General features: G+C 69.6%; 15 protein-coding genes. 1 reads left to right on the top strand and 14 read right to left on the bottom strand.

Annotation, left to right across the window (positions count from 1 at the left end):
- Positions 1-10 precede the first annotated feature (10 nt).
- On the bottom strand, positions 11-1,678 hold the full coding sequence (locus tag WAE60_RS18805) for a bifunctional diguanylate cyclase/phosphodiesterase (RefSeq protein WP_029908695.1): 1,668 nt from the start codon (positions 1,676-1,678) through the stop codon (positions 11-13).
- 44 nt (positions 1,679-1,722) lie between these two features.
- Complete coding sequence (locus tag WAE60_RS18800; RefSeq protein ID WP_029908697.1) at positions 1,723-2,301, bottom strand: GNAT family protein; 579 nt, start codon at positions 2,299-2,301, stop codon at positions 1,723-1,725.
- 286 nt (positions 2,302-2,587) lie between these two features.
- Here WAE60_RS18800 and WAE60_RS18795 point away from each other — a divergent pair, with 286 nt between their 5' ends.
- Positions 2,588-2,884: a hypothetical protein gene (locus tag WAE60_RS18795; protein ID WP_337687860.1), complete on the top strand. Its 297-nt coding sequence runs from the start codon at positions 2,588-2,590 to the stop codon at positions 2,882-2,884.
- 54 nt (positions 2,885-2,938) lie between these two features.
- On the opposite strand, the gene WAE60_RS18790 is transcribed toward WAE60_RS18795, so the two are convergent.
- From WAE60_RS18790 to coxB, 12 genes are all read right to left on the bottom strand, one after another.
- On the bottom strand, positions 2,939-3,616 hold the full coding sequence (locus tag WAE60_RS18790; RefSeq protein WP_029908702.1) for a hypothetical protein: 678 nt from the start codon (positions 3,614-3,616) through the stop codon (positions 2,939-2,941).
- A 126-nt stretch (positions 3,617-3,742) separates the two neighbouring features.
- Positions 3,743-5,005 carry a pitrilysin family protein gene (locus tag WAE60_RS18785; RefSeq protein ID WP_156035647.1) on the bottom strand — a complete coding sequence of 421 codons (1,263 nt, stop codon included), beginning with the start codon at positions 5,003-5,005 and terminating at the stop codon, positions 3,743-3,745.
- A gap of 70 nt (positions 5,006-5,075) precedes the next feature.
- Positions 5,076-5,435, bottom strand: coding sequence for a hypothetical protein (locus WAE60_RS18780; RefSeq protein WP_197026648.1), 360 nt, complete (start codon positions 5,433-5,435; stop codon positions 5,076-5,078).
- A gap of 21 nt (positions 5,436-5,456) precedes the next feature.
- Positions 5,457-6,854 (bottom strand): threonine synthase, encoded by a 1,398-nt coding sequence (gene thrC, locus WAE60_RS18775; protein ID WP_029908707.1) that lies wholly within the window; start codon positions 6,852-6,854, stop codon positions 5,457-5,459.
- On the bottom strand, positions 6,854-7,615 hold the full coding sequence (locus WAE60_RS18770) for an SURF1 family cytochrome oxidase biogenesis protein (protein WP_337687858.1): 762 nt from the start codon (positions 7,613-7,615) through the stop codon (positions 6,854-6,856). The genes thrC and WAE60_RS18770 overlap by 1 nt, the downstream gene beginning before the upstream one ends.
- A complete protein-coding gene (locus WAE60_RS18765; RefSeq protein WP_337687856.1) occupies positions 7,608-7,970 on the bottom strand; it encodes a DUF983 domain-containing protein in 363 nt (120 codons plus the stop codon). Before WAE60_RS18765 ends, WAE60_RS18770 begins: the two co-directional genes overlap by 8 nt.
- Before the next feature lie 71 nt (positions 7,971-8,041).
- Complete coding sequence (locus WAE60_RS18760; protein ID WP_029908714.1) at positions 8,042-8,917, bottom strand: cytochrome c oxidase subunit 3; 876 nt, start codon at positions 8,915-8,917, stop codon at positions 8,042-8,044.
- 73 nt (positions 8,918-8,990) lie between these two features.
- Positions 8,991-9,680: a cytochrome c oxidase assembly protein gene (locus WAE60_RS18755; RefSeq protein WP_029908716.1), complete on the bottom strand. Its 690-nt coding sequence runs from the start codon at positions 9,678-9,680 to the stop codon at positions 8,991-8,993.
- The gene (locus WAE60_RS18750; RefSeq protein ID WP_018061469.1) at positions 9,661-9,804 is read right to left on the bottom strand and encodes a hypothetical protein; all 144 of its coding nucleotides are present in this window, start codon (positions 9,802-9,804) and stop codon (positions 9,661-9,663) included. The genes WAE60_RS18755 and WAE60_RS18750 overlap by 20 nt, the downstream gene beginning before the upstream one ends.
- Positions 9,801-10,859, bottom strand: coding sequence for a heme o synthase (locus WAE60_RS18745; protein ID WP_337687852.1), 1,059 nt, complete (start codon positions 10,857-10,859; stop codon positions 9,801-9,803). Before WAE60_RS18745 ends, WAE60_RS18750 begins: the two co-directional genes overlap by 4 nt.
- A gap of 99 nt (positions 10,860-10,958) precedes the next feature.
- Positions 10,959-12,620 carry a cytochrome c oxidase subunit I gene (ctaD, locus tag WAE60_RS18740; RefSeq protein WP_337687850.1) on the bottom strand — a complete coding sequence of 554 codons (1,662 nt, stop codon included), beginning with the start codon at positions 12,618-12,620 and terminating at the stop codon, positions 10,959-10,961.
- 24 nt (positions 12,621-12,644) lie between these two features.
- Positions 12,645-13,598 (bottom strand): cytochrome c oxidase subunit II, encoded by a 954-nt coding sequence (gene coxB, locus WAE60_RS18735; RefSeq protein ID WP_029908721.1) that lies wholly within the window; start codon positions 13,596-13,598, stop codon positions 12,645-12,647.
- Between the last annotated feature and the right edge of the window lie 29 nt (positions 13,599-13,627).

Raw genomic sequence — 13,627 nt, 5'->3', positions numbered from 1 at the left:
GGAAAGGGCGTTACCCCCGCGCCTTCACCGGCGCGGCGCCGTCGACATAGGCCTCGTTCAGATAGACCTCGGCCTCCTGCGGCGACAGGGCGGGCGCGTAGCCGAAGCCCTGGCCGTAGTCGCAGCCCAGCGACTGCAGGGCGCGGGCCATCTCGGCGTTCTCGACGCCCTCGGCCACGACCTCCAGGTCCAGGTCCTGGCCGAGCTTCACCACCGAGCGGACGATCTTGGCCGAGCCGGCGTTGCTGCCCATGGTCCGCACGAAGTAGCGGTCGATCTTCAGCGTGTCGAACGGCAGGCGGGTCAGGTACGACAGCGACGAGAAGCCGGTGCCGAAGTCGTCCAGCGCCAGGCCGGCGCCGGCCTCGCGCAGGGTCTTGAGGATCACCGCGGCCCGCTCGGGATCGCGCATGATGTCGCTTTCGGTGACTTCCAGCTTCAGGGCGCCGCGCGGCAGGTCGTGCTCCTTGAGCACCTGGCGCACGTCATGGACCAGGCCCGGGCGGTCGATCTCGCCGGTCGACAGGTTGACGCTGACGGTCAGGGCGCCGACGGCCGGGTGCGAGGCGCGCCAGGCGGCCAGCTGGGCGGCCGAGGTGCGCATCATGTGCTCGCCCAGCTCGCTCATCAGGCCCATCTCCTCCACCAGTGGGAGGAACTCGTCGGGCGGCAGCATGCCGCGACGCGGGTGGATCCAGCGGGCCAGGGCCTCGAAGCCCGACAGGGCGCCGGTCGACAGCCGCACCACGGGCTGGAAGAAGGGGGTGATCTCGCCGCGGCCGATGGCGCCGCGCAGGTCGGCCTCCAGGGCCAGGCGCGACAGACCGTCGGTCTCCATCGAGCGGCCGTAGGCGGCGGCCCCGCCGCGGCCGGCCGAGGCGGCGGCCTCGACGGCCAGCTCGGCGCGGCGCAGCAGTTCGGCCGCCTCGGGGGCGTCCTCGCCGCCCTCGGCCGAGACGGCGCCGATCGACAGGGTCGGGTGGATGTCGAAGCCGGCCACCCGCAGGGGCTGCTCCAGGGCGGTGCGCAGCAGCTCGGCGGGCTCGAAGCCGGCCGGGTCGCAGAGCACCGCGAACTCGTCCTCGCCGATCCGGCCCAGCAGGGCTTCCGACGGGAAGGCGGCGGCCAGGCGCGAGCCCAGGGCGGCCAGCACCAGGTCGGCGCGCTCGTGACCCAGGGCCTCGTTCAGGCGGCGCAGGCGGTCGACGTCGGCGACGACCAGCTCGTGCACGCCGGTGCGGCCCAGCCGCTCACGGGCCTGGGCGATGAAGCTCTTGCGGTCCAGGAGGCCCGTCAGGCTGTCGCGCTCGGTGGCGGCGAACTTGACCTCGGGGGCGATGACGCCGGCTGCCCGCACCCCGTCTTCCAGCCACGTGCCGCGCCAGATGCAGATCTCGCCGTTGCGCACGCGCAGGCGGGCGACGATCTCGCTGCCCGGCGGGCGGACCTTGAGGATGTCCTCGGCCTGGGCGCGGTCCTGCGGCAGGGTGAGGGCGCGGAAGGCGGCGGAGGAGCAGTCGGGGGCCAGCGGTCCCAGGCCCAAAGCCCTGGCCGCGCCGTTGACGCGCAGGCGGTCGGCCTCGGGCTCCCAGAGCCAAAGCGCGACTTCGGCGGCGCCCAGGGCCTCGAGGGTGGCCGTGGCGTCCCATACGCGTCGCTGACTGATCTTGAACGACATGCCCTGATCCCACGCCCCAAGGGCGCAACGCACGGGCGAGCGCGCTAACTCCGCGCGACCATCCCGAACAGACGATGATCTCGCCACTCGCCGTTAATTTTCAGATAAGCGGGCGCATATCCCTCTTCGGAGAAGCCGGATTTCAGCAAAACGGCGGCCGAAGGCTGGTTTTCCGGCATGCAGGCGGCCTCCAGCCGGTGCAGCCCCAGCTCGCCGAACGCGAAGGCGACCGCCGCCCGGACGCCGTCCTGCATGTAGCCCTGGCGGGCGTGGGGCTGGCCGATCCAGTAGCCCATCACCCCGCACTGGGCGACGCCGCGGCGGATATGGAACAGCCGCACCCCGCCGATCAGGGCCCCGTCGTCGCGGCGGAACATGAAGAACGGGAAGGCCTCGCCCAGCTCCAGCTCGCGGGCGTAGGCGGCCAGCCGGGCGCGGTAGGCCTGACGGGTCAGGTCGTCCTCGGGCCAGGTCGGCTCCCACGGCTTGAGGAAGGCCGCCGACTGGGCGCGCAGCTCGGCCCACGGCTTGTAGTCGTGCAGGCGCGGCAGACGCAGGAACACCTTGTCGCCTTCGAGGCGGGGGCCGGGATCGGGCTGGAAGAGGCGCAGGAAGGCGGTCAAGGCGGACAGGGTCTCGTTGAGACGCGCACCTTCGGGGGTCGAGCCGCCCGAGGCAAGAGGTTGCAGTTATCCACAGGGTCGCAGGTCGGGGCCGAAGGTGGGGACACACACTCACCCCACGGCCTCGCCAGACCTTCCCCCGCCTTGCCGTGAGTGTGTGTCCCCCAAGTCGGCCGCGGCGCCTCTATCCCCGCGACTTCCAAACCCGCCCTCAACGAATTCAACGCCCTACACGAAAACGCACGTTTCCGATCCCCACCCTCCGGGGCGGGCGCATCCTATCGGCATGATCCAGACCCAACACACCCCCGCTCCGCCCCTGACCCCGGCCATCGCCTGGCGCCAGGCCCTGCAGACCAAGCTCATGGACGCGCTGGACGCCGCCTGGGCCATCATCGAACGCAGCGTCGATCCCGCCGAGATCCGCGAGGCCCTCGACCGGGCCAAGGCCATCGGCGCGATCGCCATCATGGGCCGCAAGGTGGCCCTGCTCGAACCGACGCCGCGAACGACGCCGGCCAAGGCCGAGCACGCGCCGCGGGCTCTGGAGAAGCTGAAGGGCGGCCGGCGCGGACGGCTGTGAGCGTCGCCCCCCTTTGAATCCCTCTCTCTTTGAGAGAGGGATTCCGGAGGCGGCCTACTTCATCCGCTCGTACGCATACTGCCCCGAGCCGCCCCATTCCTTGGTCCAGTGCGGGGCGACGGCCATGATCTGGGCGGCGGTCGGATAGGCCGAGAACTGCAGGCCGCCGTTCGCGCCCGCCATGGCCAGGTCGAACTGCACCACCCCGTCGGAGCCGGCCTTCCAGTGGCCCGTCCATTTCGGCGTATCGGTGATCTTCTCGCGATAGGCGACCGCGCCGTCGGTGGTGAAGTTGAGGATGGCGTTGTGGCGCTTCTGCTCGACCCACAGGCCCAGGATGTCGCGCTCGGCCTTGGTCTGGGCCTGGGTCTTGGCGGGCCGGATCACGGCGCCCGGCGGCAGCCGGATGGGCGGGCGCGGCGGAAGCTTGATCACCTTGGGCGGCACGAAGGTGGCCGGGGCGTCGGGCGTGGTGGTCGGCGTCTCGCCGGGCGCCGGCGGGGTCGGGACGGTCGCCGTCGCGTCGCCCGCCGCCGGTGGGGGCGTGGCGGGCGTGTCGGCCGGCGGGGTGGTGGTCTGCGTGGTTTCCGTCGTCGTGGTGGTGGTCGGCGGAGCCGCGGGCGGCGTGGCCGGGGTCTCGACCTTCGGGGCCGGCGGCTTCTCGGCCTCCTTCTTGTGGCAGGCGGCCAGCGCCAGCGCGCAGAGGCCCACGGTGATCCAGCGTCCCGTCATCTCGTTCCCTCCGAAGGCGGTCGTCGCCCAAGGAGCCATTCAAGCACAAGTCCTGATTGAGATGGACACTTTTTACGAGAGCTTGGCTGTTGACGCTTCCTCCCTCTCCCTTTGGGAGAGCGGTTTCTAAGCCAGCGCCGCCCCGAACACGTCCCCCGCCTTCAGCGCCGCCTTGGCGCCGAGGATGGCGCTGGCGGCCTTGCCGGGGCCCAGGATCGTGCGGCCCAGGCGCTGGAGGTCGTCGACCGTGACCGCGTCCACCGCCTGGGCCAGCTCGGCCGGGGTGTAGAGGCGGTCGAACATCAGGGCCTGGCCGGCGGCCTGCTCGGCGCGCGACAGGGGCTGTTCGCGGGCCATGAACATGTGGGCCTTCAGCTGGGCCTTGGCGCGGGCCAGTTCGGCGTCGTCGATGCGGGCGGCCAGCAGGGCGATCTGCTCGGCGCAGACCTTGGCGGTCTCGGCCGCGTCGCCGGCCGCGCAGCCGGCATAGACCCCCAGGGCGCCGGCGTCGGCGTAGGTGTCGGCGTAGGCGTCGATATTGTAGGCCAGGCCGCGCTTCTCGCGGGCCTCCTGGAACAGGCGCGACGACATGCCCCCGCCCAGGGCCTCGGCGAAGATGCGCAGGGCGAAATAGTCGTCCTCGCGGGCGCTGACGGCCGGCAGCATGAACACCAGGTGCGCCTGCTCCAGCTTGCGCGCCTCGCTCTTGCGGCCGCCGATGAAGCCGGCGGGATCGCTGGCCAGGGCGCCGGGGGCGGCGGGCATCGCGCCGAATTCGCGGCGGGCCAGGTCCAGCACCTCGTCGAGGTCGACGGCGCCCGAGCAGCTGACGATCAGCCGATCGGCGGCGTAGAGCTGGCCGCGCCAGTGCGACAGGCCCTCGGGGGTGGCGGCATTGACGCTGTCGACCGTGCCCAGGATCGGCCGGGCCAGCGGGTGGTCGCCCCAGGCGGCGGCCTGGACCAGGTCGAAGACGTAGTCGTCGGGCGCATCCGCCGCCTCGGCGATCTCCTGGGCCACGACCTGCTTCTCGCGGACCAGGTCGCCGGCGTCGAGGGTGGGGCGCAGGACCAGGTCGGACAGGACCGACATGCCCAGGGGAAGGCCGCCCTTCAGGGCGCGGACCTGGAAGCTGGTGCGCTCATAGCCGGTGGCGGCGTTGATCTGGCCGCCCTCGGCCTCGATCACCTCGACGATGTCGCGGGCCGAGCGTCCGCCCGCCCCCTTGAACACCATGTGCTCCAGCAGGTGCGACCAGCCGGACCGCGCCGGATCCTCGTAGGCCGCGCCGCGCCCGGCGACGACGGAGAGGGCGATGGTCTCCAGGCCCGGCATCGGGTCATGGACGACGCGGACGCCGTTTTCGAGGGTGTGGAGGGTGGTGGCGATGTTCATCTGCCCACGCACATAGCGGGGCGGAGCCCCGGGCGCCAGGGCGGCGCGTGCGGCCAAGCGCCTCTCAGCGCCCCAGGAGCCAGGCGGCGCCGGCCAGGAGCCCCAGCGCCAGCAAGCTCCAGAGCCATCGCCGCGCGGCCGCGCGCGAGCGCTTCTCGACCAGCGTTTCGTAGAAGGGCGCGACCGTGGCCGTCGGATCGATGCCGAGCGTCACGCCGTGCGCCGGGCCCCAGTCTTCCAGCTCGGTCTTCAGCGTGGCCCAGAGATCGGCCGCCCAGGCGGGCGCCGAGCCGCGCCAGACGTCCTCGGGCGGGAGATAGGCGACCCCGGCCACCAGTTCGAGGACGAACTTGCCCGCCGGTCCGACGACGACCAGCTCTTCCTTCCACCGCCCCTCGAAACGGAAAGTCCGCGTATCGCCCATCTCGCCCCCCAGGCGCCTGGTTCAGCTCGCCGCGAACATCCGCACGAAGGCCTTCACGGTCTCGGCGTCGGCCGGCAGGCGGTCGAACTTCTCGGGCTTCTTCGACAGATCCGGGGTGGCGCGCGGGGTGGCCGGGACGACGCCGGCGGCGGCCGACACCGCCTCGGGGAACTTGGCCGGGTGGGCGGTGGACAGCACCACGACCGGGGTCGCCGGGTCGGCCAGGCGCAGGCCCTGGGCGGCGGCGACGCCGACGGCGGTGTGCGGGTCGATGACCTCGCCGGTCTCGTTCAGGGTCGACAGGATGGTCTTGGCGGTGTCGGCCTCGCTGACCGAGGCGCCCTGGAACAGCTCGCGCATCTTGGCGTGGGCGCTGGGCGGGATGTCCAGCACGCCCGTGCCGGCGAAGGCGCGGAAGGCGCGGCCGGTCTCGACCCCGTCGCGGCCCACGGCCTCGAAATAGAGGCGCTCGAAGTTGGAGGCCACCTGGATGTCCATGGCCGGGCTCTGGGTGGCGGCCACGGCGCCGCGCGAATAGCGGCCCTCCTCGAAGGCCCGGGCCAGGATGTCGTTGCTGTTGGTGGCCGCCACCACGCGGGCCACCGGCAGGCCCATGCGGGTGGCGACATAGGCGGCGTAGGCGTCGCCGAAATTGCCGGTGGGCACCACGAAGGCCACCTTGCGGGCCGGGGCGCCCAGGGCGACGGCGGCGGTGAAGAAATAGACGCTCTGGGCGGCGATCCGCGCCCAGTTGATCGAGTTGACGCCCGACAGGTCGACGGCGTGGCGGAACTGGTCGTCCTGGAAGGCCTGCTTGACGATGGCCTGGCAGTCGTCGAACGAGCCCTGGATCGAGACGCAGGCGACGTTGGCGTCGGTGGCCGTGGTCATGAACCGGCGCTGGACCTCGCTGATCCGGCCTTCGGGGAACAGGGCCACGATGCGGGCGTGCGAGCGGCCGCGGAAGGCCTCGACGGCCGCGCCGCCGGTGTCGCCCGAGGTGGCGCAGATGATGGTCATGGTCCGCGCCTGGCGCGACAGGACGTAGTCGTAGAGCCGCCCCAGCAGCTGCATCGCCACGTCCTTGAAGGCCAGGGTCGGGCCGTGGAACAGCTCCAGCAGGAAGCGGCCGGGGGCCAGTTGCTTCAGCGGCGCGACGGCGGCGTGGGCGAAGGTGGCGTAGGCCTCGTCGCACATCTGCTGCAGGTCGTCGGCCGGGATGTCGTCGCCCACGAACTTGCCGACCACGGCGGCGGCCACCCGGGCGTAGGGCTGGCCGGCGAAGGCGGCGATCTCTTCAGGGCTGAAGGTCGGCCAGCGCTCGGGCACGTACAGGCCGCCGTCGGGCGCCAGGCCCGCCAGGACCGCGTCCAGGAAACCGATCGAGGGGGATTCGCCCCGGGTCGAAACGTAGCGCATCAGGATCTCATCTTCCGCCAGAGCATGGCGGCATAGATAAACAGCAGGGTTACGGCAAGACCGAACCACGTAAGCGCGTATTCCAGGTGCCGATTGGAAATTTCTGCCGGCAGCGGCGCGGGGGTCAGGCCGGGGGCGGCGGGCGTCTCGTGTTCGACGACGATCATCATCGGCTCGAAGCGCTGTCCGGTGATGACGATCTCGTCGACGACGGCGTCGGCGCCCTCGGCTTTCGGGCTGGGAGGCGGGGCCGCCTTCTCGATCTCGGCCTGGCTGGGCATGGCCATCTTGGGCATGGCGGCGGTCCGCAGGATGCCCGTCAGCTGGACCGGCGGCGAGGAGGCGAAGGCGGGCGCGGTCATCGCGCCGCTGGACGCCTCGATATAGCCGCGGTCCACCAGGAACACGGGGCCGTTCGGTCCCTGGGGCCGACAGGTGTCCATCGCCCGCCAGACGATCTCGCCGTCGCGCAGGGCGTAGCGCGGCGGGATCGGAAAGCTGAAGCCCCCCTCCGGCCGGCAGGTGGTCGTGACCCGCGTCCACTCCAGGTCCTTCGGCGCGCGATGGGCCTTGAGCACCGCGTCCAGCGGCTGGGCCGGCGCCGTCTTCAGCGCCTCGATCCGCTTCAGCAGGCCTTCCTTCCAGTGCAGGCGCTTCACCTGCCAGGTCCCCAGGCCGCACAGGATAGCGAAGGCGATCAGGGTGGCGATGGTCAGGCCGATCGGGAAGCGGCGGTCTTTTGGAGCGGGAGCGTCAGACATCGTGGCGGCCGGCCTCGGAGGCGTGGTTGGCGATATGGGCGGCGACCATCAGGCCCTTGGCGGGGCGCATCAGGGCCAGGCAGGCGATCAGCGTGACCGGCAGCCAGACGACCAGCAGCAGCCACACCGGCCAGGCGAAGGCGAACATCGAGAACAGCGCCCCGAAGGCGCACAGGAAGCCGGCGATCAGGATCACGAAGGTCGCCGCCCCGTCGCCGGTCTCGTGGGCGCCCAGGTCGAAGCCGCAGGCCTCGCAGGTGCGCGAGACCTTCAGGAACCCGTCGAACAGCATCCCCTCGCCGCAGTTCGGGCAATGGCCGGTCGCGCCGGCGAGGTAGGGGTTCACTTGGCTCATGGGAGAGGGTCCGGAAAAGAAAAAGGCCCGGAACACCGCTTGGCGTTCCGGGCCCTCTCGAAGCGGATGATCTAGTGCGGCGAGCCGCCGAAGATCACGTAGATGAAGGCGAACAGGAACAGCCAGACCACGTCCACGAAGTGCCAGTACCAGGCGGCGGCCTCGAAGCCGAAGTGCTGCTTGGGCGTGAAGGCCCCGTTCAGCAGGCGGATCAGGCAGACGATCAGGAACAGGGTGCCGACGAACACGTGGAAGCCGTGGAAGCCGGTGGCCAGGAAGAAGGTCGAGCCGTACAGGCCCGAATTGGCGGCCGCTTCCGAGTAGAACAGGTGCTCGTGGTTGATGTGGCTGTACTCGTAGACCTGGATGGTCGTGAACAGCGCGCCCAGCAGGATGGTCAGGATCAGGCCCCACTTGGCGCCGTTGCGGTCGCCTTGCTGCAGGGCGTGGTGCGACCAGGTGATGGTCGTGCCCGACAGCAGCAGGGTCAGGGTGTTGACCAGCGGCAGGTGCCAGGGCGAGACGGTCTCGACGCCGGCCGGCGGCCAGGTGGCCCAGGCGGCGCGGACTTCCTCGATGCCCGACAGGGTGCGGTGATGGTGGAACAGGGCCATCTCGAAGAAGATCCAGAACCACGCCACGAAGAACATCACTTCCGAAGCGATGAACAGCACCATGCCGTAGCGCAGGCCGATCGAGACGACGGGGGTGTGGTCGCCGGCGTTGGCTTCCTTCACCACGTCGCGCCACCAGCCGAACATCGTGTAGAGCACGCCGGCCAGGCCGGTCGCGAACAGCCACCACTGGCCCTTCTCGATGCCGAAGACGCCGCCCTTGATCCAGGCGATCAGGCCGATGGCCATCAGCGTGGCCGAGGCCGAGCCGACGAACGGCCACGGGCTGGGGGGCAGGATGTGATAGTCGTGTTTGACGGCGCCGTGGGCCATGTGCGTGCTAACCCTTTAATCCCTCGGAATGCCCCGGCCAGTTCCCCCGCCCGACGCACTCATGTGTGAAACGCTATAGCGCCCTCGGCGGCTTGCCGCCAAGGGGTTCGACGATACGGGGCGGCGAGGCCGCGTCTTTCTTCCCGGGTGCGTCCGGAACGGCCGGGAAGAAGGTGTAGGACAGGGTGATCGTCTGCTTGTCCTTGGTGTCGGCGTCGGTGACGAAGCCGGGATCGACGAAGTAGACGACCGGGAACTCGACCGTCTGGCCGGGCTCGATGGTCTGGTTCGAGAAGCAGAAGCATTCCAGCTTCTGGAAGTAGGCGCCGGCCTGCTCGGGCACGACGTTGTACAGCGCCCGCCCGGTCAGCGGTTTGTCGCCGTGGTTGGTCACCTTGTAGAAGGCCAGGCCGGTATCGCCGATGCGGATCTGCTGGCTGGTCTGCATGGGCTGGAAGTCCCACGGCAGGGTCCGGACGTTGGCGTCGAAGCGGACCTCGACCTTGCGGTCCAGCACCTTGGTCGGCTTGGCCACCGCCTTGCGCACCGTGCCGTCGAAGCCGGTGGCCTGGCAGAACAGCTTGTACAGCGGCACCGCGGCGTAGGCGGCGCCGACCATGCCGAAGAAGGCCAGGCCGCACAGCAGGGCGACCTTGCCGTGGCCGCGCTTGGCCGGACGGTCGGGCGTGCCGACCTTGTTGTCGGCCTCGATCTTGGCCAGGTCCTCGGGCGAGAGGCGATCCTTAGAAGTGGGGGCCAACATTGCCTCCCAGCTTCACGACGGTGACCACGAACACCAGGATGACGAACGCCGCCAGGCCCAGGCCCAGGGCGATGTTGCGGCCGCCGCGCGCCTTGGCGGCGGGATCGAGGTCCTTACGGCTCATAGCGGCAGCTCCAGGGTGGGCAGGCCCAGCACCGCCTCGGCCAGCAGGGCGGCGAACAGGGCGAACAGGTAGAGGATCGAGAAGGCGAACAGGTTGCGGGCGTTCTTGGCGCCGTCGGCCAGGGCCTTCTTGTCGGCGGTCTCGTTCTTGGGGGCCGGCGCCTCGTCCTTGACCTCGTAGAGGTCGCGGTCGGCGGGGCGCGGGTCGGCCGCGTCGCCGGCGTTGCTGGCGAACACCCGCCAGGCCAGGACCAGGAACACCAGACCGCCCAGGCCCGAGACGGCCAGATAGAGCCAGCCGCCCAGGCCGGTGAACACCGGGGCCACGCAGATCGGGATCAGGATCAGGCTGTAGAGCAGGACCTGCTTGCGGGTCTCCTTGGCGCCCTTGACCACCGGCAGCATCGGCACGCCCGCCTTGGCGTAGTCGGTCGAGATGTACAGCGACAGGGCCCAGAAGTGCGGCGGGGTCCACAGGAAGATGATCAGCACCATCAGCCAGGCGTTCAGCGGCGCGTGGCCCGTGGCCGCGGCCCAGCCGATGGCGGGCGGCAGGGCGCCGGCCAGGCCGCCGATGACGATGTTCTGGGCCGTCCAGCGCTTGAGCCACATGGTGTAGACCACGGCGTAGAACACGATGGTGAAGGCCAGCAGGCCCGCGGCCAGCCAGTTGATCGCCACGCCCATCAGCATGACCGACAGGATGGACAGCACCACGCCCAGGGTGGCGGCTTCCTCGCCCTTGACCAGGCCGGCGGGCACCGGACGGCCGCGCGTGCGGCGCATCTTGGCGTCGATGTCGGCGTCGTACCACATGTTCAGCGCGCCCGAGGCCCCGGCCCCGACGGCGATGCAGAACACCGCCACCGCGCCCAGCAGCGGATGGATCGGGGTGCGGGCGGCCAGCAGGCCCGTGAGCGCGGTGAAGACGACGAGCGACATCACCCGCGGCTTCATCAGCTGGAAATAGTCCTGCCAACGGGCGTGGCGGACCGTTTCGGTCGCCTCGGCGTCGGGGTTCAGGACATGCCCAGAGAGGACGGGGGTACGGGCCATAATACTTAAGGGTCTTCAGGTCTTGATGGGCGAAGGGCGCGGGCTGGATTTTCATCCGGCCCGCGCCCCCGCGTTTAGGCGTGTCTTGGTCTACCAGGTTCAGTGGCTGTCGGCCTTGATGACCGGCGGATCGCTGAACTGGTGGAACGGCGGCGGCGAGGACAGGGTCCATTCCAGGGTGGTGGCGCCTTCGCCCCACGGATTGGCCTCGGCCTTGCGGCGACGGACGGCGGCTTCCAGCAGGATCACCAGGAACACCACCACGCCCACGGCCGTGATCGCGTAGCCGACCGACGAGATGTAGTTCCAGTGCGCGAAGGCGGCCGGGTAGTCGACGTAGCGACGCGGCATGCCCTGCAGGCCCAGGAAGTGCTGCGGGAAGAAGATCAGGTTGACGCCGACGAACATGATCCAGAACTGCACGCAGCCCAGGAATTCGTTGTACTTCACGCCCCACATCTTCTCGAACCAGTAGAAGAAGCCGGCGAAGATGGCGAACACCGCGCCCAGCGACAGCACGTAGTGGAAGTGGGCGACGACGTAGTAGGTGTCGTGCAGGCTGTAGTCGATGCCGGCGTTCGACAGGACCACGCCGGTCACGCCGCCGACGGTGAACAGGAAGATGAAGCCGATCGCCCACAGCATGGGCGTCTTGAAGCTGATCGAGCCGCCCCACATCGTGGCGATCCACGAGAAGATCTTCACGCCGGTCGGAACCGCGATGACCATCGTCGCGGCCACGAAGTAGGCGCGCAGGTTGATGCTCATGCCGACGGTGTACATGTGGTGGGCCCACACGATGAAGCCGACGAAGCCGATGGCGACCATGGCGTAGGCCATCGCCAGGTAGCCGAAGATCGGCTTCTTGGAGAAGGTCGAGACGATGTGGCTGATGATGCCGAAGCCCGGCAGGATCAGGATGTACACTTCCGGGTGGCCGAAGAACCAGAACAGGTGCTGGAACATGACGGGGTCGCCGCCGGCGGCCGGGTCGAAGAAGTGGGTGCCGAAGTTACGGTCGGTCAGCAGCATGGTGATGGCGCCGGCCAGGACGGGCAGCGACAGCAGCAGCAGGAAGGCGGTGATCAGCACCGACCAGGCGAACAGCGGCATGCGGTGCAGCGTCATGCCCGGCGCGCGCATGTTGAAGATCGTGGTGATGAAGTTGATCGCGCCCAGGATCGACGAAGCGCCGGCCAGGTGGAGGGCCAGGATCGCCAGGTCCATCGACGGACCGGTGTGGCCGGTGGTCGAGAGCGGCGGATAGATCGTCCAGCCGCCGCCGAAGCCCTTGCCCGGGCCGCCGTCGACGAACATCGAGGTCAGCAGCAGCACCCAGGCGGCGACCAGCAGCCAGAACGAGATGTTGTTCATCCGCGGGAAGGCCATGTCCGGCGCGCCGATCATGATCGGGACGAACCAGTTGCCGAACCCGCCGATCATCGCCGGCATGACCATGAAGAAGATCATGATCAGGGCGTGGGCGGTGACCACGGCGTTGTAGCCGTGCTTGGACTGCTCGATCAGGCCCAGCAGGCTGACCGACGAGTTGGGGCCGAAGATCTGGATGCCCGGCTCGGCCAGTTCCCAGCGGATCAGGCCCGACAGGGCGCCGCCGACCAGGCCCGCCATGATGGCGAACAGGATGTAGAGGGTGCCGATGTCCTTGTGGTTGGTCGAGAAGAACCAACGCGCGAAGAAGGGCGGTTTTTCGTCGGCGCCGTGGGCGTCGTGGTGATCGATGTCAGCGGCGTGAGCCATCGGACTTAATCCTGCAATCGTATCTTAGGCCGCCGGCGCGGCGGGAGCCGCGGCCGGAGCGGAAGCGGGGGCGGCGGCCGGGGTCGCGGCGGCGGGAGCGCCGGCGGCGGGGGCCGGAGCGGCGGCGGCGACCGGAGCGGCCGGCGGCGCGGTCTTGGTCTTCACCCAGGCGTCGAAGTCGGCCTGGCTGACGACGTGGATCTCGATCGGCATGTTCGAGTGGTCGACGCCGCAGAGTTCCGAGCACTGGCCGTAGTAGACGCCGATCTTGTCGGCCTTGAACCAGGTTTCGTTCAGGCGGCCCGGGATGGCGTCGGTCTTCAGGCCGAAGGCCGGCAGGGCGAAGGCGTGGATGACGTCGGCGCCGGTGACCTGCACGCGGATCACCTGGTTCACCGGGACGACCATCGGCTTGTCGGCGGCCAGCAGGTACGGCACGCCCTTGGCGTCGGCCTCTTCCTTCTTTAGCGGCACCGAGGTGATCTCGCCGATCTTCTGGTCGGGATATTCGTAGCCCCAGTACCACTGGTAGCCCGTGGCCTTCACCGTCAGGTACGGCTTGGGCATGTCGTTGTAGGCGAACAGCAGCCGGAACGAGAAGATGGCGATGATCATCAGGATCAGCACCGGACCGACGGTCCAGATGATCTCGACGGTGGTGTTGTGGCTGAACTTGGCCGGGACCGGGTTGGCCTTGGCGTTGTAGCGGATCACGATCCAGATCAGCAGGCCCAGGACCAGCAGGGTGATGGCCGTGATGATCGGCATCAGGATGTGGTTGTGGAAGGCGATCGCCTCGTACTTCAGCGGCGAGGCCGCCTGCTGAAGGTCATAGGCGCCGGGGGTCGGCTGACCCAGCAGTTCGGCGCCCTTGGCGAGGGCTTCCCCCGCGAACACGCCCGAAAGGGCCATCGTCGTGGCGGCGACGGCGGCTACGCCCGTCAACTTCCGCCGCATCCCCTGAATTTGCGCCTTCATATCCCTCACGGCCCGTTTCGGCGGCGATT

Origin of the sequence: Caulobacter sp. CCG-8 (assembly GCF_037402475.1) — a bacterium.
In the GTDB taxonomy this organism is placed as follows: domain Bacteria; phylum Pseudomonadota; class Alphaproteobacteria; order Caulobacterales; family Caulobacteraceae; genus Caulobacter.
Note: the sequence above shows the minus strand (reverse complement) of the source record. Positions and strands in the feature narration are given on the sequence as shown.